Annotated in this window: 17 protein-coding genes; 10 read left to right on the forward strand and 7 right to left on the reverse strand. The window is 67.4% G+C overall.

What is annotated here, in order from left to right; genetic code table 11:
- Nucleotides 1-97: 97 nt before the first annotated feature.
- Both recX and recA read right to left on the reverse strand, forming a co-directional pair.
- On the reverse strand, nt 98-556 hold the full coding sequence (gene recX / locus QUV35_RS11855; protein WP_300874041.1) for a recombination regulator RecX: 459 nt from the start codon (nt 554-556) through the stop codon (nt 98-100).
- 5 nt (nt 557-561) lie between these two features.
- Nucleotides 562-1,674, reverse strand: a complete 1,113-nt coding sequence (gene recA / locus QUV35_RS11860) for a recombinase RecA (protein WP_300874043.1) — start codon at nt 1,672-1,674, stop codon at nt 562-564.
- A gap of 136 nt (nt 1,675-1,810) precedes the next feature.
- Here recA and QUV35_RS11865 point away from each other — a divergent pair, with 136 nt between their 5' ends.
- The 3 genes from QUV35_RS11865 to QUV35_RS11875 all read left to right on the forward strand — a co-directional run bounded on the left by QUV35_RS11865 (nt 1,811) and on the right by QUV35_RS11875 (nt 4,623).
- Nucleotides 1,811-2,338 carry a MarR family transcriptional regulator gene (locus tag QUV35_RS11865; protein ID WP_300874046.1) on the forward strand — a complete coding sequence of 176 codons (528 nt, stop codon included), beginning with the start codon at nt 1,811-1,813 and terminating at the stop codon, nt 2,336-2,338.
- 115 nt (nt 2,339-2,453) lie between these two features.
- Nucleotides 2,454-3,128 carry a response regulator transcription factor gene (locus QUV35_RS11870; RefSeq protein WP_300874049.1) on the forward strand — a complete coding sequence of 225 codons (675 nt, stop codon included), beginning with the start codon at nt 2,454-2,456 and terminating at the stop codon, nt 3,126-3,128.
- Nucleotides 3,129-3,180: 52 nt separating this feature from the next.
- Nucleotides 3,181-4,623 carry a sensor histidine kinase gene (locus QUV35_RS11875; RefSeq protein WP_300874200.1) on the forward strand — a complete coding sequence of 481 codons (1,443 nt, stop codon included), beginning with the start codon at nt 3,181-3,183 and terminating at the stop codon, nt 4,621-4,623.
- Between the two features lie 21 nt (nt 4,624-4,644).
- Here QUV35_RS11875 and QUV35_RS11880 read toward each other — a convergent pair whose 3' ends face one another.
- Nucleotides 4,645-5,292: a glutathione S-transferase family protein gene (locus tag QUV35_RS11880; protein WP_300874053.1), complete on the reverse strand. Its 648-nt coding sequence runs from the start codon at nt 5,290-5,292 to the stop codon at nt 4,645-4,647.
- Nucleotides 5,293-5,306: 14 nt separating this feature from the next.
- Nucleotides 5,307-8,342 carry a DNA topoisomerase III gene (locus QUV35_RS11885; RefSeq protein ID WP_300874055.1) on the reverse strand — a complete coding sequence of 1,012 codons (3,036 nt, stop codon included), beginning with the start codon at nt 8,340-8,342 and terminating at the stop codon, nt 5,307-5,309.
- 148 nt (nt 8,343-8,490) lie between these two features.
- Between QUV35_RS11885 and QUV35_RS11890 the strand changes: the two genes are divergently transcribed.
- From QUV35_RS11890 to QUV35_RS11900, 3 genes are read left to right on the forward strand one after another with little or no spacing between them, the layout of a single operon-like run.
- Nucleotides 8,491-8,979: an SET domain-containing protein-lysine N-methyltransferase gene (locus QUV35_RS11890; RefSeq protein WP_300874058.1), complete on the forward strand. Its 489-nt coding sequence runs from the start codon at nt 8,491-8,493 to the stop codon at nt 8,977-8,979.
- A 7-nt stretch (nt 8,980-8,986) separates the two neighbouring features.
- Nucleotides 8,987-9,790 (forward strand): biotin--[acetyl-CoA-carboxylase] ligase, encoded by an 804-nt coding sequence (locus QUV35_RS11895; RefSeq protein ID WP_300874060.1) that lies wholly within the window; start codon nt 8,987-8,989, stop codon nt 9,788-9,790.
- Nucleotides 9,784-10,563, forward strand: coding sequence for an SPOR domain-containing protein (locus QUV35_RS11900; protein WP_300874063.1), 780 nt, complete (start codon nt 9,784-9,786; stop codon nt 10,561-10,563). Before QUV35_RS11895 ends, QUV35_RS11900 begins: the two co-directional genes overlap by 7 nt.
- 17 nt (nt 10,564-10,580) lie before the next feature.
- On the opposite strand, the gene QUV35_RS11905 is transcribed toward QUV35_RS11900, so the two are convergent.
- The 3 genes from QUV35_RS11905 to tkt form a co-directional block, all read right to left on the reverse strand.
- Nucleotides 10,581-12,464, reverse strand: coding sequence for a S8 family serine peptidase (locus QUV35_RS11905; protein ID WP_300874066.1), 1,884 nt, complete (start codon nt 12,462-12,464; stop codon nt 10,581-10,583).
- A 344-nt stretch (nt 12,465-12,808) separates the two neighbouring features.
- Entirely contained in the window at nt 12,809-13,807 is a 999-nt protein-coding gene (gene gap, locus QUV35_RS11910) for a type I glyceraldehyde-3-phosphate dehydrogenase (RefSeq protein WP_300874068.1), read from the reverse strand.
- A gap of 96 nt (nt 13,808-13,903) precedes the next feature.
- Nucleotides 13,904-15,979 (reverse strand): transketolase, encoded by a 2,076-nt coding sequence (gene tkt, locus QUV35_RS11915; RefSeq protein ID WP_300874070.1) that lies wholly within the window; start codon nt 15,977-15,979, stop codon nt 13,904-13,906.
- A 173-nt stretch (nt 15,980-16,152) separates the two neighbouring features.
- Here tkt and QUV35_RS11920 point away from each other — a divergent pair, with 173 nt between their 5' ends.
- From QUV35_RS11920 to QUV35_RS11935, 4 genes are read left to right on the forward strand one after another with little or no spacing between them, the layout of a single operon-like run.
- Entirely contained in the window at nt 16,153-16,908 is a 756-nt protein-coding gene (locus QUV35_RS11920; protein ID WP_300874073.1) for a nucleotidyltransferase family protein, read from the forward strand.
- Nucleotides 16,909-16,954: 46 nt separating this feature from the next.
- On the forward strand, nt 16,955-18,352 hold the full coding sequence (locus QUV35_RS11925) for an aminopeptidase P N-terminal domain-containing protein (RefSeq protein ID WP_300874075.1): 1,398 nt from the start codon (nt 16,955-16,957) through the stop codon (nt 18,350-18,352).
- A 4-nt stretch (nt 18,353-18,356) separates the two neighbouring features.
- Nucleotides 18,357-18,932, forward strand: coding sequence for an MOSC domain-containing protein (locus QUV35_RS11930; protein ID WP_300874079.1), 576 nt, complete (start codon nt 18,357-18,359; stop codon nt 18,930-18,932).
- A 29-nt stretch (nt 18,933-18,961) separates the two neighbouring features.
- Nucleotides 18,962-19,912: a 1-phosphofructokinase family hexose kinase gene (locus tag QUV35_RS11935; protein WP_300874082.1), complete on the forward strand. Its 951-nt coding sequence runs from the start codon at nt 18,962-18,964 to the stop codon at nt 19,910-19,912.
- Nucleotides 19,913-19,937: the final 25 nt, after the last annotated feature.

Below are 19,937 nucleotides of genomic sequence, written 5' to 3' on the forward strand. Positions count from 1 at the left end.
CACTCTGATCGCGAAAATCAGACAAAGTTCAGACTTTAACGGGCCTTATCTATAACACCGTGCCTTGCACGCGCTCCTGTACCTCGACCGCCGGGCCTCAGGCCGGATCGTCCGGCTGCGGCATCCTGACGACGCAGTACACCACCGCCGCGTCGAAGCCCCGCATCAGAAGAAACCGCATCTGGCGCAGGCGCCCGGCGGCGTCCTCGGCGGGTTCGCCGAACTTTCTGCGCCACACCTCGCGCGCACGATCCACCTCGCTGTGGCGCAGGGTGGCCACAGCCTGGGCCACAGCCTCGGGCGGCAGTCCCTTGGCCTGCAGTTCCTGCTTCACGCGCGCGGCGCCCAGGCGCGCGGCGCGCCGGTGCACCAGGGAGTCGATCACGCGCTGCTCGTCGATGAAGCCCCTGGCCTGCAAGTCGTCGAGGGCTTTGGCGAGTTCGCCCGGCGTCTCCTCGTGCACGGCGAGCTTGCGCTGCAGCTCGGCCCGTGAGTGTTCGCGCTGCGCCAGCAGGCGCAACGCGCGGCCCTTGAGCGAGGGCTTGTCGAATCCCACCGCGATCAGGCGGCGTCGGCCGCCTCGGCGCTGGCGCCTGCCTTGGCTTTCTTGCCCTTGGACGCGGCAGGTGCATCTGCGCCACCGTCCACCGGCAGCAGCGGCACACCCAGCTCGGTGCGGACCTTGTTTTCGATCTCCACGCGCAGTTCGGGGTTCTCACGCAGGAATTCGCGCGAGTTGTCGCGACCCTGGCCGATCTTCTCGCCGCTGTAGGCGTACCAGGCACCCGACTTCTCGACCACGCGGTGCACCACACCCAGGTCGAGAATTTCGCCTTCGCGGCTGATGCCCTCACCGAACAGGATGTCGAATTCAGCCGTCTTGAAGGGCGGGGCCACCTTGTTCTTGACCACCTTCACCTTGGTCTCGTTGCCGATCGCCTCTTCGCCCTTCTTGATGGTGCCGGTGCGGCGGATGTCCAGGCGCACCGACGCGTAGAACTTGAGCGCATTGCCACCGGTGGTGGTCTCGGGGCTGCCGAACATCACGCCGATCTTCATGCGGATCTGGTTGATGAAGATGACCATGCAGTTGGTCTTCTTGATGTGAGCCGTGAGCTTGCGCAGCGCCTGGCTCATCAGGCGGGCCTGCAGGCCGGGCAGCGAGTCGCCCATTTCGCCTTCAAGTTCGGCCTTGGGCGTGAGGGCGGCGACCGAATCGACCACGATCAGGTCGACGGCGCCGGAGCGCACCAGGCTGTCGACGATCTCGAGCGCCTGCTCGCCGGTGTCGGGCTGGGAGATCAGCAGATCCTGCAGGTTCACGCCGAGTTTTTGCGCGTACTGGATGTCCAGCGCGTGTTCGGCGTCGACAAACGCGCACTGGCCGCCCAGCTTCTGCATCTCGGCGATCACCTGCAGCGTGAGCGTGGTCTTGCCCGAGGATTCCGGGCCGTAGATCTCGACCACGCGGCCACGCGGCAGACCGCCAACGCCCAGGGCGATGTCCAGGCCGAGGGAGCCGGTGGACACGACCTGGATGTCCTCGATCACCTCACCTTCGCCCAGCCGCATGATGGTGCCTTTGCCGAACTGTTTTTCGATCTGGGCCAGTGCAACCTGCAAGGCCTTGGCTTTTTCGCTGTTGAGGGGGTTGGGCTTGACGGCTGCGTCCATGGGGGCTCCTGGGCTGGGTTGGAAGAATTGGCAAGACCTGTGTGGTTGTGTACAGGCTGGATGCTTGAACAGCAGTTTACAGCCGGGTTGGAATCAGTTCGGTCATTATTTGGTCAGTTTGCCTTACTATTTGCCGATGGCCGACGACACCCCTGAAACCCCCGCAGAACCCGACGACCGCTGGCGCGGCGGCCACCTCGGCCGCCTGATGGGGCTGGCGCTGCGCCGCTTCGACGAGCGCGTGCTCAGCCTGATGGCGCACGACGCCAACGTGCCGCTGGCGCTCTCTCACCTCGCGGCACGCGCACAAGTCGGTGCGGCGCACATCCACATCACGCGCCACCTCGGCCTGCACGGCTCGCGTCTGACCGAACTGGCGCACCAGGCCGGCATGAGCAAGCAGGCCATGGGCGACCTGGTGGTGCAGTGCGAGGCCTGGGGCCTGGTGCGGCGCGAGACCGATCCGCGCGATGCGCGGGCGCGACGCATCGTGTTCACCGACACCGGATTGCTGTGGCTGGAGGCGTTCCGCACGGCGGTGGCGCAGGCCGAATCCGAGTTCCGGTCCCAGGTGGGTGACGCGGTGGCCACGGTGGTGGCGCTGGGCCTGGAAGCCTACGGATCGGAGGCGCCCGGCGCGCGCGCGGCCGTTGCGGCCCGGTGAAACCCTGACCCTGCGACAGGTTACGGCGTGGGGTATGCGACCTAGAATGGCAGCGGTTTGATCGCCGCGCGCGCCGGCCCCACAACAACGCTGCCTGACCAGCACAGGAGACAACATGCGCATCCTGATTGCAGAAGACGACCAGGTCCTGGCCGACGGCCTGTTGCGCAGCCTGCGCGCCGCCGGTGCCGCCGTGGATCATGTGTCCAGCGGCAGCGAGGCCGACGCCGCCCTGATGACGAACAACGAGTTCGACCTGCTGATCCTCGACCTCGGACTGCCGAAACTGCACGGCCTGGAGGTGCTCAAGCGTTTGCGTTCGCGCGGCTCCGCACTGCCGGTGCTGGTGCTCACCGCTGCCGACAGCATCGAAGAACGCGTGAAGGGCCTGGACTACGGCGCCGACGACTACATGGCCAAGCCGTTTTCCTTGCAGGAACTCGAAGCGCGCGTGCGCGCACTGGCCCGACGCGGCATGGGCGGCAGCACCAACACCATCCGTCACGGCCCGCTGGAATACGACCAGGCGGGCCGCGTGGCCACCATCGACGGCAAGATGGTCGAGCTCTCGGCGCGCGAACTCGGCCTGCTCGAGGTGCTGCTGCAGCGCGCCGGGCGCCTGGTCAGCAAGGACCAGCTGGTCGAGCGCCTGTGCGAGTGGGGTGAGGAGGTGAGCAACAACGCCATCGAGGTCTACATCCACCGCCTGCGCAAGAAGATCGAGAAGGGTCCGATCCGCATTGCGACGGTGCGCGGTCTGGGCTATTGCCTTGAAAAAATCGCCAGCTGACGGTCGCATCTTCAGCGAGCCGCTGCCTCCCCAGGAGAGCCGGTCGGCGCCGATGTCGTTCGGTCTGTTCCAGCGCGAGCAACGCAGCCTGTTCGGCGAGATCCTGGACTGGATGCTCACGCCGCTGCTGCTGCTGTGGCCACTGTCGCTGGTGCTCACCTGGTTTGTGGCCCAGGGCATCGCCAGCAAACCCTTTGACCGCGCGCTCGAATTCAACCTGCAGGCGCTCACCCAGTTCGTGGTGCGGGAGAACGACCAGATCACCTTCAAGCTCAACGCGCAGGCGCGCGACCTGCTGCGCGCCGACGACAGCGATCTCGTGTACTACCAGGTGCTCGATCCCCGCGGCGCCCTCATCAGTGGCGAGATCGAGTTTCCTCCGCCCCGTGACAACGAAGCCCCGCAACCCGGGCGCGTGCTGCTGCGCGACGACGTGGTGCTGGGCGACGACGTGCGCGTGGCCTACACCTGGCTGGCCCGCCACGATCCCGAGCGCCTGGTGCTGATGCAGGTGGCCGAAACCAAGGGCAAGCGTTCCACCCTGGCCACCGAAATCATCAAGGGCGTGATGGTGCCGCAGTTCATCATCCTGCCGCTGGCGGTGCTGCTGGTGTGGCTGGCGCTGGTGCGCGGTATCCGTCCGCTCAACGAGCTGGAGCAGCGCATCCGGGCGCGCAAACCCGACGACCTGAGCCCGATCGAAGAGTCGTTCATTCCGCAGGAGGTCGCACCGCTGGTGTCCTCGATCAACGACCTGCTGACCCGGCTCAAGGCCTCGCTCACCACCCAGAAGCGCTTCCTCGCGGATGCGGCGCACCAGCTCAAGACGCCTCTGGCCGGGCTGCGCATGCAGGCCGAGCTGGCGCAGCGAGAGACCGATCCGGTGGAGATCCGCGGTTCGCTGCAACAGATCGCCCGCTCCAGCGCGCGCGCCACGCACACGGTGAACCAGTTGCTGGCCCTGGCTCGCGCCGAGACCACCGGCCGCACCCTGCCCAGCGCCCGTCTCGATCTGGCCCAGCTGGTGCCCGACGTGGTGCAGGACTCGGTGCCGCGCGCGCTGGAGGCCGGCATCGACCTCGGCTTTGAAGGCCCGGACGACACGCCCGAAGATTGCCTGATCGAGGGCAACCCGACGCTGTTGCAGGAGATGGTTCGCAACCTTGTGGACAACGCGATCCACTACACCGGACAGGGCGGCGTGGTCACGGTGCGCGTGCTGCTGGACCGCTTCAGCGGCGTGCAGATCCTGCAGGTGGAAGACGACGGTCCGGGCATCCCGGAGAACGAGCGCGAGTTCGTCATGCAGCCGTTCTACCGGGCACTGGGCACCAACGTCGATGGCTCGGGCCTGGGCCTGGCGATCGTGCTGGAGATCGCCCAGCAGCACGGCGCCACGGTGTCGATGGAAGATGCGCACCCCGAGCGCAGCCGGCGGGGTCTGCGCGTGTCGGTGCGGTTCACGCCCGCCCAGCTGCGGACCACGCAGGAATAACAGGCCCGCCGCGCTGCCCGATCAGGCGGGCTTGTACACGTTGAGCTGCAGCTTCTCGCGCTCGATCGCCCGGGCCACACCGGGCAGCTCGGCAAAGCGCTGCACCAGCGCCCAGGTGGCCGGGAAATCCGCCGGATCGATGCCGGCGTAGCCGCCCCAGCGCAGCAGGGTGAGCGCATACGCATCGAGCGCCCCGGGACGTGCTCCCACCATCCACGGGGCGGCCTGGGCCGCGAGGGTCTCGATCTCGCCCAGCAGTTCGCGGTAGCGAGCTGCACCGAATTCGCGGATCGCTTTCTGCGCGGCGTCGTCGTCGGTGAATTTCTGCGGCATGAAGACGTGGGTGAAGGTGGGATGCACCGTGTTGTTCATCCAGGTCAGCACCTGCAGGGCGCGGGCGCGCTCCAGGCCCGCTGGCGGCAGGATGCCGGCCAGCGGCAGCTTCTCGTCGAGGTACAGCAGGATGGCCACGATCTGGGTCACGACCTCGTCGCCATCGACCAGCACCGGCACCTGACCGCGCGGATTGAGCGCCAGGTACTCCGGCGAACGCTGTTCGCCCTTGTGCAGCTTCACGATCGAAGGCTCGAACTCAACGCCGGCGAGTTCGAGCATGGCGTGCGGGACGAAAGAACAGGCGCCGGGGGCGAAGTACAGCTTGAAGCTCATGGTCGGGTCTTTCTTCAGTTCAGGTGGGGGCTCAGCAGGCCGGCGATCTCGAACATGGTCACTTGCGGCTTGCCGAACACCGCCGCCAGCTTGGCGTCGGCATTGACGCGGCGCTTGTCGCCCGCGTCCTGCAGGCCGTTGGCCTTGATGTAGTCCCACAGCTTTTTCACCACCTCGGGACGCGAGACGGCACCCTCGCCGATCACCGCGGCCAGCTCAGCGCTGGGCTGTTTCCCGGTGGCGGCGGTGGTTTTGCGCGGGGCCTTGGGTGCTTTCACGGCGGGCGTCTTCTTCGCAGCCGCCTTTTTGGCGGGCGCGGCCTTGGCCGCCACCTTCTTCGCCGGTGCGCCGGCGGCCGTCTTGCGTGGCGGGAACTTGGACGGTGCGAACTCGAAGTTCACCTTGCCGGCTTCCTTGTCCCAGGCCAGGAAAGCCTTGAACGCGCGGCGCGTGCGCATGGAGACGAACTTGTCGAGCAAATCCGTCTTGCCGGTCTCCAGCAGCTTGCTCATCTGCTCGCGCGCCACGGGCTGCTGCAGGATGATCTTGCCGCTCTTGAAATCGCAGCTCGGCGTGGGCTGCTGCTCGGTGGGCACGGAGCGCACACAAACATAGTTGGCGCCGTGCTCGTGCACCGCGCCGCCACACTTGGGGCAGGCGCCCAGCGGCTCGCTGGCGCTGAAGTCCACCAGCTCGCCGGTTTCCTCGCCCTTCCTGTCGTCACCAAAGTCGAATTCGAGCTTCCAGTTCTTGTCGTCCTCGCTGTACTTGAGCACGATCTCGGCCACGAAAGGCCAACCCGCCTTGGAGCGAAAGCCATCGAGCGGGCCGATCTTCTTGTCGCGCAGCAGCTGTTCGGACTCGTCCGGCTCGAAAGTGCGGCCCGCGGGCGACTTGCCAAACGAGAAGCCGCAGCCTTCGCTGGCGCCGTCCTTGCCGGTGCAGCTGTAGCGGCGGTAGTTCTCCTTCACCACGCCGCCGCAGTTGGGGCAAGGCGTGGCAAGCGTGGCGTAGTTGCCCGGGATGGTGTCGCGGTCGTACTCCTTGGCCTTCTTCACCATGCGCTCGGTCATCTGCGCAATCTCGGCCATGAAGGCGCTCCGGCTGAGCTTGCCGTGCTCCATCTGCGCGAGCTTGTATTCCCACTCGCCCGTGAGCTCGGCCTTGGAGAGTTCTTCCACGCCCAGGCCGCGCAGCAGTGTCATGAGCTGGAAAGCCTTGGCCGTGGGGATGATCTCGCGGCCTTCACGGAACATGTACTTTTCGGTCAACAAGCCTTCGATGGTGGCCGCTCGCGTGGCGGGCGTGCCCAGGCCTTTTTCCTGCATCGCCTCGCGCAGTTCGTCGTCGTCGACCAGCTTGCCCGCGCCTTCCATGGCGCCGAGCAGCGTGGCTTCCGAGTAACGCGCGGGTGGCTTGGTCTTGAGGCCTCTGGGTTCCACCGACTCGGTGCGCACCGTCTCGCCTTCGCGCACCGGCACCAGGTTCTGTCCTTTGTCGCCCTCTTTGGCGTCGGTCACGTCTTCGGCAGCCTCCTTGCCATACACGGCCATCCAGCCCGGCTTCACCAGCACCTTGCCTTCGGTCTTGAAATGGTGGACAACGCGAGCCCCCACGCTCCCCACTGCGTGTGGTTCGCTGCCCCCCGAGGGGGCGTCTCCTTGCCTGGGGCGACCCGGCGCTGCGGAGATCGAGGTGATGCGGGTCGTGACCATGAACTCGGCCGACGGGAAGAACACCGCGAGGAAGCGGCGCACCACCAGGTCGTAGAGCTTCTGCTCGGCGTCGCTCAGGCCGCTGGGCGCCTGCAGCGTGGGAATGATGGCGAAGTGATCCGACACCTTGCTGTTGTCGAAGATGCGCTTGCTCGGGCGGATGTAGCCGTTGTTGAGTGCGGTCAGCGCGTGCGGCGCCAGATGCTTCATGCCGCTGTTGGCCAGCATCTCGAAGGTTTCCTTGACCGTAGGCAGGTAGTCCTCGGGCAGGGCGCGCGAATCGGTTCGCGGGTAGGTCAGCGCCTTGTGGCGCTCGTACAGGCTTTGCGCCAGCTGCAGCGTGGTCTTGGCCGAGAAGCCGAAGCGTCCGTTGGCCTCGCGCTGCAGGCTGGTGAGGTCGTACAGCAAGCCGCTGGCCTGCGTGGTGGGTTTGCTCTCATCCTTGACGCTGGCGGCCTTGCCGCGCACCGCGTCGGCAATGGCCAGGGCTTCACGCTGGTTCCAGACGCGGTCGGCGCGCTGCTCCGGATCGGCATCATCGCCGGTGGGCTTCTTGAACGCCGGGTCGAACCATTTGCCCGGGTATTCGCCGGCCTCGGCCAGGAAGCTCGCGTGGATCTCCCAGTAATCGCGGCTGCGGTGGGCGCGGATCTTCTCTTCGCGCTCGACCACGATGGACAGCGTGGGCGTCTGCACACGGCCGACGGTGGTGAGGAAGAAACCGCCGTCGCGGGAGTTGAACGCCGTCATGGCGCGGGTGCCGTTGATGCCGACCATCCAGTCGGCCTCGGACCGGCTGCGCGCGGCGTCGGCCAGGCCCTGCATCTGTTCGTTGGTGCGCAGGTGCTCGAAACCGTCGCGGATCGCCGCCGGTGTCATCGACTGCAGCCACAGGCGTTGCACCGGCTTGCCCAGGGACTGGTAGCTGCCGCCCTTCAAACCACCGGCGTATTGCTCGATCAGCCGGAAAATCAGTTCGCCCTCGCGGCCCGCATCGCAGGCGTTGATGAGGCGCGCCACGTCCTTGCGTTTGGCCAGTTTCACCACCGCAGACAGACGCGACTTGGTCTTGTCGATCGGCTTGAGTTCAAAGTAAGGGGGCAGCACCGGCAGGTGGGCAAAGCTCCACTTGCCACGCTTGACGTCGAATTCTTCGGGCGCGGCGATCTCCACCAGGTGGCCGACGGCGGACGTGACCACGTACTGGTCGTTCTCGAAATGGTCGTCGTGCTTGTCGAACTTGCCCGCCACGGGGGTGAGCGCACGCACGATGTCCTGGGCCACAGACGGCTTCTCGGCAATGACCAGCGTTTTGGCTGAACCTTCAGTTTTCATCTCTACAATCAACTTTCCACGCGCGTGTACACGCGCACATGGGCACGCGCACACTCGCGCGCACCTGCATGAAACAACCTTACCAAATATTCCGGCCGTGACGAAAAGCCCCAGAAAGTCGAGTGCGCCCGCGGAAAAACCGTCGGCAGTGGCCAGGTCGAACGCTACCGGCCGACGCATCCAGACGCGCAAGTCCGGCGTGCACGGCCGCGGTGTTTTTGCCGTGGTTGACCTGGCCGAAGGTGAGACGCTCATTGAATATGTGGGTGAGGTCATCACCTGGGACGAGGCCCTGCGTCGCCACCCGCACGACCCCGCCGATCCCAACCACACCTTCTATTTCCACATCGACGAAGGGCATGTGATCGATGCCAAGTTTGGTGGCAATTCCGCACGCTGGATCAACCACAGCTGTGCGCCGAACTGCGAGGCCGAGGTGGACGAGGGGCGCGTGTTCATCCGTGCCCGTCGCAACATTCTGGCCGGCGAAGAGCTGTTCTACGACTACGGCCTGGTGATCGACGAGCCCTACACGCCCAAGCTCAAGGCCGAGTACCCGTGCTGGTGCGGCGCCAAAAAGTGCCGCGGCACCCTGCTCGCGCCCAAGCGTGCGGGTCGTTCATCCAGACTCGGCTGAACGGCCCATGGCCGACACCTTGATCCGCCACGCAGAAGCCGTCTGGATGTTGGTGGAGCCCGGCCTGCCCGGCTTCACCGTCGAGGTGCTGCCCAGCATCGACTCCACCAACAGCGAACTCATGCGCCGCGCGCGCAGCGGCCTGATGGAGCCGGTGTTGCTGGCCGCCGAGGACCAGACCGCAGGACGCGGTCGCCTGGGCAAGGGCTGGCACAGCAAGCCCGGTCAATCCCTCACCTTTTCCCTCGCCATGCCGCTGGCGCCGCAGAGCTGGTCGGGCCTGTCGCTGGTGGTGGGCGTGAGCCTGGCGCACAGCCTGCACCCCGAGTTGCGCCTGAAATGGCCCAACGACCTCTGGCTGCACCAGCGCAAGATCGGCGGCATCCTGGTCGAGACCGCCAGCACCGGTGAGGCCGGGCAGGGCCGGCGCCTGGTGGTCATTGGTGTGGGCCTCAACGTGGCACGGCCCGAGGTGTCGGCGGTGGCCGCACGGGTGCCCGACGGCGCGGCGGTCACGGCCATGGCGCCGGCGGGTTTGTCCGAGGTGCTGGTGGGCATCACGCCGGGCGAAGTGCTCGAACGCGTGGCACCCGCCCTGGTGCGCGACATCCAGGCGTTCGCCTCGCAAGGTTTCGCTGCCTTCGCGCAACGCTTCGCCCGGCTCGATGCCTTGCAGGGTCAGGCGGTCCAGCTGTCAGACGGCACGCGGGGCACGGCCTGCGGCGTGACCCACGACGGGGCGCTGCAGGTGCTCACCGATGCCGGGATGCACACCGTGACCAGCGCGGAAGTGAGCGTGCGTCCATGCTGAAGTGGGTCATCTGGTTGCTCGTGCTGGGCAACGCCGGCTATTTCGCCTGGTCGCAGGGCTACCTGGTGACCCTGGGAATCGCGCCGGCGCAACAGCGCGAGCCGCAGCGCCTGGAGCAGCAGGTTCGCCCCGAACTGCTGCGCCTGCTCAACGGCCCGAAGGCCGAGACCGAGCTGGCCACCGCCACGCCGGCAGAGGCACCCGCGGCGGCCGCGGTGGTTCCGCCGGTCCCGTCGCCCGCTGTTCCCGCCCCGGTGGTTGCGGCGCCGACTGCGCCCCTTGCCCCGCCGACCGTGGCGATCGCCGCCGGCGACGGACCCCGCGCCTGCTGGCAAGCCGGTGGTTTCAGCGAGGATCAGGCTGAGCTGTTGCGCGCCGAGCTCGCGCTGCTGGGTCTGCCGCCTTCCGGGTTCGCGTTCAGCGAGGTGCGCAGCGGCGGCCGCTGGATCGTCTACATGGGCCGCTACGACAACCAGCAGCAGGTTGAGCGCAAGAAAGACGAGTTGCGCAGCCTGGGCGTGTCGTTTCGCGAGATCACCGCCCCGGGTCTGGCGCCCGGCCTGGCACTGGGCACCTATTCCACCGAAGCCGCCGCGCAGCAAGCGCTGCAGAACGCCGAACGAGCGGGTATCCGCACCGGCAAGGTGGCCCAGGAACGCGCGGAAAGTGTGAGCTCGACGGTGCGCCTGCCGGCGATCACCGAGACCCAGCGCGCCGCCATCGACGGGCTCGGCGAAGCCATGGCGGGCAAGCGCCTGCAGCGCTGCAACTGAGCCGGCTCGGGCGCTGTTCAGGCCAGCGTCTGCTGGCGCCGAAAGCGGCGCTGCTGCCAGCACACCGCCAGCACCCAGGCCCACAAGGCGAGCCCCCAGGCCAGGCTGCTTGAGCCACCACCGCCACCGCTGGTGGCGGGATAGGCCGTGACCACGGTCACGGTGTCGCTGCCACTGCGCGCCGTGGGCGTGAAGTCGTCCGTGACGGTGAGCCGGAACACGTAGGTGGCCGGCGCCGACGTCAGAGCGACGCCAGCCACCGCAGCCTGTGCGTTGCCGATGGCGACCGTCGGTCCACTGACCTGGGTCCACTGGTAGGCTGCGATGCTGGAGCCCGTGAGCGCAACGCTGGCCGAGCCGTTGAGCGAGATCGCCGTACCCGGGTCCACGGTACCGACGGGCGCGATGATGGCCGCAGGACCGGTGGCCAGCTGAACGGACGCGGCCGCGTCCAGCAGCCCGGCGCCGCAGGTGTCTGTGGTGCAGTTGCAAACGCCGCTGGACGGCAGGGCACAGGTGCCCTGCCCGGCATCTGCATGGGGGCGGGCACCCAGCTGCATGCGCTCGATCAGCGCGAACGGCGTCAGCGAACTGTTGACGGCCAGCATCAGGCTGGCCACGCCCACGGCCTGGGGCACGGCAAAGCTGGTGCCTTGCTTGTAGCCCAGCACATTGAGGTTGGGTTCCCGGGTGCCGTTGTTGTCCGTGGAGAGCAGCAGCCAGTCGGTGTCCGGCTCGACGGAGTTGGCGGGAGCGACCGATCCGCCCGGCGCCGAGAGGGCCACCTGCGGCCCGAAGCTGGAGTAGTCGGCCTTGGCGCCGTCCTTGCGCACCGACGCCACCGTCATGACGCGCTGGCAGTCGGCGGGCCGCTTGAGCGCGCCACGGCCATTGCCCGCGGCCACCACCACCAGTGCCCCCGCGTTCGTCGCGGCGTTGATGGTGTCCTGGTAGGCTGCGCTGCAAGGCGCGTCGCCACCGAAGCTCAGGTTGATCACGCGTGCCGGGTTGTGGTTGGTCGGCACGCCCACCACCGGCAGGCCGGCGGCCCAGCGCACGCCGTCCAGCAGGTCCGACACCAGGGCACCGCATTTGCCCGCCACGCGCACCGGCAGGATGCGCGCGCCCCAGTTGATGCCGGCAACACCCAGGGCATTGTCCGAGGCGGCCGCGATCTGCCCGGTGATGAAAGTGCCGTGCCAGGAACTGTCGGCCTCATCGCAACCGGCGAACAGCGGGTCTTGCACCTCCTGGGCGGTCACCCAGTCACCCGGGTCGCTGGCGTCGGCATCGCGGCCGTCCCCGTCGTTGGACACCGCGAGCTCGCTCACCAGGTCGTAACCCGGCAACAGGCGGGTACCCAGGTCGGCAAGCTCGGGGTGGTCGAACCGCACGCCACCATCCACCACCGCGACCACCACACCGTTGCCGGTGGTCTGGCTCCAGGCCTGGGGCAGGTTCATCGACGCAGGGTTGCCAGCGCCGGACAGTTGCAGGTGCCACTGGAAAGGATCAAAAAAGGGGTCGTTGGGCACGGTCTGCAGCCGCTTGACGAGCACGTTGGGCTCGACCCATTCGACATCGGGATGCAGGCGCACCCGGCGCATGGCATCCTCAAGAGAGCGGCCCTTCAAGGGCCGTTCGAACTTCAGGAGGGCGGCATTGCCCGCCTCGCCCGCCGCTCGGACACCGACGCCCACGTCGCGGGCCAGGCGCAAGGTGCGCTCGCGGGACTCCGAGGAGGCCGCCTTCCAGCGGGCCAGCGCCTTCTCGCGAACGCTCGCGCGGGGGCTGCGGTCGATCTGCTCCGGATCTGCGGCAACGACCGATGCCCGGTAGCCGATGATCAGCCCCTGGGCCGGTTCGCCGCGACCGTCTGCCAGCGCAGCGGTGCAGACCATCACGGCTGCACACGCCAGCGCGAAAGTCTTTTTTTTGTATCCAGGATGTAAAAGCATCCCGGTTTGTAGCATGGGCGCCCACGCCATTGCCACATCATTTGATGGTGCCAACGGGATTGTGTGGACAGCGTCACACACTCGCCAGCCGGCGCCGTGTTTGCGCCTCAAACCCGGCCACCGCATGGCTCCAAAAGGGTTGTGCCGCCGGCTGGAAAAGACCCATGGGACCCGCGCCGACTGACCGATGCCGCATCGGTCATGGCGGCAACCCGAGGCCGGTCGCCCGTGCGTGGGAGCAAGAAAAAAGCGCCCGAAGGCGCTTTCTGAAGAAGGTGAGCGGACGCTTACCTGGCGACCACACGAGCCATCTCGAGGCATTTGTTGGAGTAGCCCCACTCGTTGTCGTACCAGCTCACCACCTTGACGAAGGTGCTGTCGAGCGCAATGCCGGCGTCGGCATCGAAGATCGAGGTGCGGGTGTCGCCGCGGAAATCGGTGGCAACCACCTTGTCGGTGGTGTAGCCCAGCACGCCCTTGAGCGCGCCTTCGCTTTGCGACTTCATCTCGGCACAGATTTCGGCGTAGGTCGCGGGGCTGTTGAGCTCGACCGTGAGGTCAACCACCGAGACGTCGGACGTGGGCACGCGAAAGCTCATGCCGGTGAGCTTCTTGTTCAGCTCGGGGATCACCACACCCACGGCCTTGGCCGCACCGGTGCTGCTGGGAATGATGTTTTCCAGGATGCCGCGACCGCCGCGCCAGTCCTTGTTGCTCGGGCCGTCCACGGTCTTTTGCGTGGCGGTGGCCGCGTGCACGGTGGTCATGAGACCGCGCTTGATGCCCCACTTGTCGTTGAGCACTTTGGCGATCGGCGCCAGGCAGTTGGTGGTGCACGAGGCGTTGGAGATGATGGCCTCGCCCTTGTAGGTCTCGTGGTTCACACCGTAGACGAACATCGGGGTGTCGTCCTTGGAGGGGGCCGACAGGATGACCTTCTTCGCGCCGGCGTCCAGGTGTTTCTGGGCCGTGACCTTGTCGAGAAACAGGCCGGTGGATTCGATGACGATGTCGGCACCGACTTCGTTCCATTTCAGGTTGGCAGGGTCGCGCTCCTGTGTGAGGCGGATCTTCTTGCCGTTGACGATGAGCGTGCTGCCCTCGACCGACACCGTGCCCTGGAAGCGGCCGTGCACGCTGTCGTACTGCAGCATGTAGGCCAGGTAGTCGGGCTCGAGCAGGTCGTTGATGGCAACGACTTCGATGTCGGCGAAGTTCTGCAGTGCGCTGCGCAGCACATTGCGCCCGATGCGGCCAAAGCCGTTGATGCCGATCTTGATGGTCATGAATGCTCCTTCGTTTGAAAAAACCGATCCGTTCGCCCTGAGCTTGTCGAAGAGGTCACCCGGGCGGGGGCTTCGACAGGCTCAGCCCGAACGGGCTTATTGTTTCGCCAGCACGGCGCGCACCGTGTCGGCCACATTCGCAGGGGTGAAGCCGAAGTGCTCGAACAGCACCGGGGCCGGTGCCGATTCGCCGTAGGTGTCCAGACCCACGACCGCGGCCACGCCGTATTTCCACCAGCCGTCGGTGGAGCCCATTTCCACAGCCACGCGCGGCACGCCGGCGGGCAGCACCGAGGCCTTGAAGGCTGCACACTGGCGGTCGAACGTGGTGGTGCTGGGCATGGAGACCACGCGCACGGCGATCTTGTGTTCCCTGGCCAGCAGCTCCTGCGCCTTCAACGCGAGCTGAACTTCGGAGCCGGTGGCGATGATCACCGCCTGGGTCTTTTTCTTCAGGCCCACCTCGCTCGGTTCGGCCAGCACGTAGGCGCCTTTGCTGATGTCGCCCAGATCGCTTTTGGGCGCGTAAGGCAGGTTCTGGCGGCTGAGCAGCAGTGCGGTGGGGCGGGTGGCGTTTTCGAGCGCCACGGCCCAGGCCACGGCGGTCTCGGCCGTGTCGGCGGGGCGCCACACATCGAGGTTGGGGATCAGGCGCAGGCTGGCGGCGTGTTCCACCGACTGGTGGGTGGGGCCGTCTTCGCCCAGGCCGATGGAGTCGTGCGTGAAGACGTGGATGACCCGCTGCTTCATCAGCGCGGCCATGCGGATCGCGTTGCGGCTGTAGTCGCTGAAGGTGAGGAAGGTGCCACCGTAAGGAATGAAGCCACCGTGCAGCGCCACGCCGTTCATGATCGCGGCCATGCCGAATTCGCGCACGCCGTAGTTGATGTGGCGGCCGCCCTGGCCCTGTTCGTTCTTCACCACGTCTCCGGCCAGGTTGAAGCGCAGGCTGGGCGTGGACCGGGTGTTGGTGAGGTTGGAGCCGGTGAGGTCGGCACTGCCGCCCAGCAGCTCGGGCAGCGCGGCGGTGAAGGTCTCGAGCGCGAGCTGGCTCGCCTTGCGGCTGGCCACGGTCTCGGCCTTGGTGTGGGCCGCCACGGCGGCGTCCACCGCCACCTGGGCGAAGTTCTTCGGCAACTCACCCTTCATGCGGCGCACGAACTCTTTTGCCAACCCGGGGAAGGCGCCCTTGTAGGCGGCAAACGTGGTGTTCCACGCGGCCTCGGACGCCTTGCCGGCCTCTTTGGCGTCCCATGCGGCGTACACGTCTTTGGGGATCGCGAAGGGCGCGTGCGTCCAGCCCAGCGCTTCGCGCGTCAGCTTGATTTCTTCAGCACCCAGCGGCTCGCCGTGGGCCTTGGCCGTGTTGGCGCGGTTCGGACTGCCCTTGCCGATGTGGGTCTTGCAGATGATCAGCGTGGGTCCATCGGCCTTGTTCTTCGCGTCGCTGATGGCACGGTCCACCGCATCGACGTCGTGGCCATCGACCGGGCCGATGACGTTCCAGCCGTAGGCGGCAAATCGCAGCGCGGTGTTGTCGATGAACCAGGGCGTGACCTGGCCGTCGATGGAAATGCCGTTGTCGTCGTACAGGGCGATCAGCTTGTTGAGCTTCCAGGCGCCGGCCAGGGCGCAGGCCTCGTGGCTGATGCCTTCCATGAGGCAGCCGTCGCCCATGAAGGTGTAGGTGTGGTGGTCCACCACCGCATGACCGTCACGGTTGAACTCGGCTGCCAGCAGCTTCTCGGCCAGCGCCATGCCCACCGCGTTGGTGATGCCCTGGCCCAGTGGGCCGGTGGTGGTTTCCACCCCGGGCGTGTGGCCGACTTCCGGGTGGCCGGCGGTCTTGCTGTGCAACTGGCGGAAGTTCTTCAGTTCGCCGATCGGCAGCTTGTAGCCGGTGAGGTGCAGCAGCGCATAGATCAGCATCGAGCCGTGTCCGTTGGACAGCACGAAGCGGTCGCGGTTGGCCCACTGCGGGTTCGCCGGGTTGTGCCGCAGGTGACGACCCCACAAGGCCACCGCCATGTCGGCCATGCCCATGGGCGCGCCCGGGTGGCCCGAGTTGGCGGCTTGCACCGCGTCCATGGCCAGGGCGCGAATGGCGTTGGCCTGGGTCTGGGGCGACACGGCGGGTGCGGTGGAGGTGGGGATGCTGGCGGTGTCGGACATGGGGATGCTGGAGGTGGGGAGGAAGCGAAATCCGCGCGATGGCGCAAAACAACAGATTTTATCGGTCCGCCCGCTCTCGGCGCCGGGGACGGCGGGTGCATCGGGTATGCCGGCCCATAATTCAACGGCGTGTGCGGCCCTGAGCGCACGGCCCGCGCACTCTCTGGCCACCCATGAACCGACTCGCCACAGCTCCCCCACCCACCCCCTCCCGTGCCACGGCCATGGTGCTCGCCGCCGGACGCGGCATGCGCATGCGCCCCCTCACCGACGTCACGCCCAAGCCCCTGCTGCTCGTGCACAACAAGCCCCTGATGCAGTGGCCCATGGAGGCCTTGCTCGAAGCGGGTTTCCATCGCTTCGTGGTCAACACCGCATGGCTGGGCGAGCAGATCGACGACCATTGCGCAACGTGGAGCCAGGAGCGACCGGGATGCGAGGTGGTGATGTCGCGCGAAGGCGCCGACTTCGGCTACGCGCTGGAGACGGCCGGCGGCATTGCCCGCGCGCTGCCGCTGCTGTCCGATGTGTTCTGGGTGCTGGCGGGTGACATCTTCGCGCCGGACTTCACCTTCAGCCGAGCAGCCATGGACCGGTTCGAGACCAGCGGCCTGCTGGCCCACATCTGGCTGGTGCCCAATCCTCCGCACAACCCGAACGGCGATTTCGGCCTGGGCCCGGATGGCATCGCGATCAGCCGGGCCGAGCAGGCCTGGACCTTCAGCACCATCGGCCTGTACCGGCGGCAACTCTTCGAGCCGCCGTGGTGCGAGGTGCTGCCGGGCAACCCGCAGGGCACGGCCGAGCCGCTGGCACCGCTGCTGCGCCGGGCCATGGACGCCGGTCAGGTGAGTGCACAGATCCACCGCGGAACATGGGTCGATGTGGGAACTCCGCAGCGGCTCGAAGAGCTGAACGCCCAGGGCTGAATCCCTCGGACCACGGGCGCGCACCAAAAGTCAGAGAATCAATCACATGGATTCCACCACCCACACCTCCCTGTACGCCCAGCGCCGAGCGCGCGTGGCCGCCTCGCTCGGCCCCGGCGGCATTGCCATCGTGCCCACCGCGCCGGAGCGCCCGCGCAACCGCGACAGCGACTTCCTTTACCGGCACGACAGTTACTTCTACTACCTCACCGGTTTCACCGAGCCCGGCGCCTGGCTGGTGATCACCGCCGAAGGCGAAACCACGCTGTTTTGCCAGCCCAAGGATGTCGAGCGCGAGATCTGGGACGGCATTCGCCTGGGGCCGCAAGCCGCGCCGCAGCACCTGGGCGTGAGCGATGCGTTCTCGGTCGCCGAGCTCGACCAGCGCCTGCCCAGACTGCTGGAGAACCGCCAGACCGTGTGGTACCCGTTTGCCACCCACACGGGCCTGGAGAGCCGCGTCAACGGCTGGCTGCAGCCGGTTCGCGCCCGTGTGCGCTACGGCGCACTGTGCCCGGAGTCACAGCGCGACCTGTGTGGCGTGCTCGACGAGATGCGTCTGGTGAAAGACGCTTTCGAGCAGGACACCATGCGCCGCGCCGCGCAGATCAGCGCGAAGGCCCACATCCGGGCCATGCAACGCAGCGCGTCCATGCTGCGTGCCGGGCACGACGTGCGTGAATACCACCTGGACGCCGAGCTCCTGCACACCTTCCGCGAACACGGTTCGCAATACCCGGCCTACGGCAGCATCGTTGCCGCCGGCGCCAACGCCTGCGTGTTGCACTACCGCGCCGACACCGCGCCGATCCGCGACGGCGAACTGGTGCTGATCGACGCCGGTTGCGAGCTCGACGGCTATGCCAGCGACATCACCCGCACCTTCCCGGCCAACGGTGTCTTCACCGGCCCCCAGCGCGTGCTGTACGACCTGGTGCTGGCCAGTCAGGTCGCAGCGGTCAATGCCACCAGGGCCGGCGCGCGTTTCGTCGATCCGCACGAGGCCACCGTGGCGGTGCTGGCCCAAGGCCTGCTGGACGTGGGCCTGCTCGACACCAACAAGGTGGGCAGCGCGCAGGACGTGATCGCCAACCGTTCGTACTTCCAGTTCTACATGCACCGCACCGGCCACTGGCTGGGCATGGATGTGCACGATTGCGGCAGCTATGTCGAGCCTTCCGAGCTCGGCACGGTGAACGAACGCAAGGACCCGCTGAGCGGCGAGACCATCAAGGACCGCCCGAGCCGCATCCTGCGCCCGGGCATGGTGCTCACCATCGAGCCCGGCCTCTACGTTCGGCCGGCCGAAGGGGTGCCTGAAAAGTTCTGGAACATCGGCATCCGCATCGAGGACGACGCCATCGTCACCGAGACGGGCTGTGAGCTGATCTCGCGCGACGTGCCGGTCGAGGCCGGCGACATCGAAGCCCTGATGCGCGGCTGAGGACGTGCGCGTCGTCAGCGTCAACACCGGCTCTGTGCAAGACCTGCGCGTGGGTTCGCGCACCGTGGTCTCGGCCATCGGCAAGCGCGCGGTCCACGGTCCGGTGCCGGTCCTGCCCCTCGGTCTGCTGGGCGACGAACAGGCCGACCCCAGCGTGCATGGCGGCCTGGACAAGGCGGTCTATGCCTACCCGCTGGAGCACTACGCGTTCTGGGAAAGACAGCGGCGCCAGAGCGGTGTGCAGCTGTTCGACGACCCGCTGCCTCCGGGTTTCCTCGGCGAGAACCTGACCATTGAAGGTCTGCTGGAGACCGAGGTCTGGATCGGCGACCTGCTGCACTGGCCCGCCTGCAGCTTGCGTGTGAGCGCACCGCGCGAGCCCTGCTACAAGTTCAACGCCGTGATGGACCTGCCGGATGGCGGCCGCCTCATGATGGAGCATCTCTGCCCCGGCTTCTATTTGTCGGTGGCGCAGCCCGGCACCATCGAAGCGGGTCAGGCCTTCACGCTGGAGCCGGGCACGCGCGGCCTGAGGGTGAGCGAGGCCTTTGCCACCAGACGCCTCAAGCACACGCGCTGAAAGCCGCACGCATGGAACACAACGCTGGCATGACTCCTCTTTCGGGCACCGTGCTGTGCCTCACCATGAACCCTTCGGTCGACGTGTCCACCCACACCGAGCGGGTCGTGCCCGCCGACAAGCTGCGCTGTGGTCCTGCCGGTCGCGATGCCGGGGGCGGCGGCCTCAACGTGGCCAGCGTGGTGCACCGGCTGGGGGGCCGCACCCGAGCGCTGTACCCGGCCGGTGGACCGGCCGGCCAATGGCTCACGCAACACCTTGCCGAAGCCGGCCTGCCCGCGCTCGCCCTGCCGATCGCGCAGGACACACGCGAGAACTTCACCGTGCAGGCGCTGGACAGCGGCGCCGAGTACCGTTTCGTGCTGCCCGGGCCCACGCTGGGCGCAGACGAATGGCAGGCCGGCCTCGATGCGGTGGGCAGCTGGCCCGATGCGTTGGCCCTGGTGGTGGCCAGCGGCAGCCTGCCGCCGGGCGTGCCGGCCGATTTCTACGCCCGCCTGGCCAGCGTGGCCCGGCAACGCGGCGCCCGCCTGGTGCTCGACAGCTCCGGCGCGGCGCTGGCCGAGGCACTGCGGGGCTGCGTGTTCCTCGTCAAGCCCAACCTGAGGGAGCTGCGCGAGCTCACCGGCCTGCCGCTGACCACGGCCACCGAGTGGCGGGCAGCCGCGCAGGCGCTGATCGACCATGGCCAGGCGGAGGTGGTGGCGCTCACGCTGGGCGAGCGCGGTGCGCTGCTGCTGTCGCGCGAAGGCGCGTGGCAGGCCGAGGCCTTGCCGATTGAAGTGGCCAGCTCGGTGGGCGCGGGCGACAGCTTCGTGGGCGCGCTGGTCTGGGCCCTGCAACAAGGCCAAGCCCTGCCCGCCGCATTCAGCTGGGCCATGGCTGCCGGCTCGGCCGCACTGCTCACCCCGGGCACCGGCTTGTGCCTGCCGCAGGACGTGGCCCGGCTGCAAGCGCTGGTTCAGGTGCAGGTGGTCTGAACGGCGGTGCATTGCCCCTGAAAAA

Origin of the sequence: Hydrogenophaga sp. (genome assembly GCF_030373225.1) — a bacterium.
Lineage (GTDB): Bacteria > Pseudomonadota > Gammaproteobacteria > Burkholderiales > Burkholderiaceae_C > Hydrogenophaga.

Coding starts and splice junctions, on each gene's coding strand:
- QUV35_RS11880 (WP_300874053.1), bottom strand. CDS start 5,292: ATGAGCTTCAAGCTGTACTTCGCCCCCGGCGCCTGTTCTTTCGTCCCG.
- QUV35_RS11905 (WP_300874066.1), bottom strand. CDS start 12,464: ATGGTCTGCACCGCTGCGCTGGCAGACGGTCGCGGCGAACCGGCCCAG.
- gap (WP_300874068.1), bottom strand. CDS start 13,807: ATGACCATCAAGATCGGCATCAACGGCTTTGGCCGCATCGGGCGCAAT.
- QUV35_RS11900 (WP_300874063.1), top strand. CDS start 9,784: ATGCTGAAGTGGGTCATCTGGTTGCTCGTGCTGGGCAACGCCGGCTAT.
- QUV35_RS11920 (WP_300874073.1), top strand. CDS start 16,153: ATGAACCGACTCGCCACAGCTCCCCCACCCACCCCCTCCCGTGCCACG.
- QUV35_RS11870 (WP_300874049.1), top strand. CDS start 2,454: ATGCGCATCCTGATTGCAGAAGACGACCAGGTCCTGGCCGACGGCCTG.
- tkt (WP_300874070.1), bottom strand. CDS start 15,979: ATGTCCGACACCGCCAGCATCCCCACCTCCACCGCACCCGCCGTGTCG.
- QUV35_RS11865 (WP_300874046.1), top strand. CDS start 1,811: ATGGCCGACGACACCCCTGAAACCCCCGCAGAACCCGACGACCGCTGG.
- QUV35_RS11875 (WP_300874200.1), top strand. CDS start 3,181: ATGTCGTTCGGTCTGTTCCAGCGCGAGCAACGCAGCCTGTTCGGCGAG.
- QUV35_RS11925 (WP_300874075.1), top strand. CDS start 16,955: ATGGATTCCACCACCCACACCTCCCTGTACGCCCAGCGCCGAGCGCGC.
- QUV35_RS11895 (WP_300874060.1), top strand. CDS start 8,987: ATGGCCGACACCTTGATCCGCCACGCAGAAGCCGTCTGGATGTTGGTG.
- QUV35_RS11885 (WP_300874055.1), bottom strand. CDS start 8,342: ATGAAAACTGAAGGTTCAGCCAAAACGCTGGTCATTGCCGAGAAGCCG.
- recA (WP_300874043.1), bottom strand. CDS start 1,674: ATGGACGCAGCCGTCAAGCCCAACCCCCTCAACAGCGAAAAAGCCAAG.
- QUV35_RS11935 (WP_300874082.1), top strand. CDS start 18,962: ATGACTCCTCTTTCGGGCACCGTGCTGTGCCTCACCATGAACCCTTCG.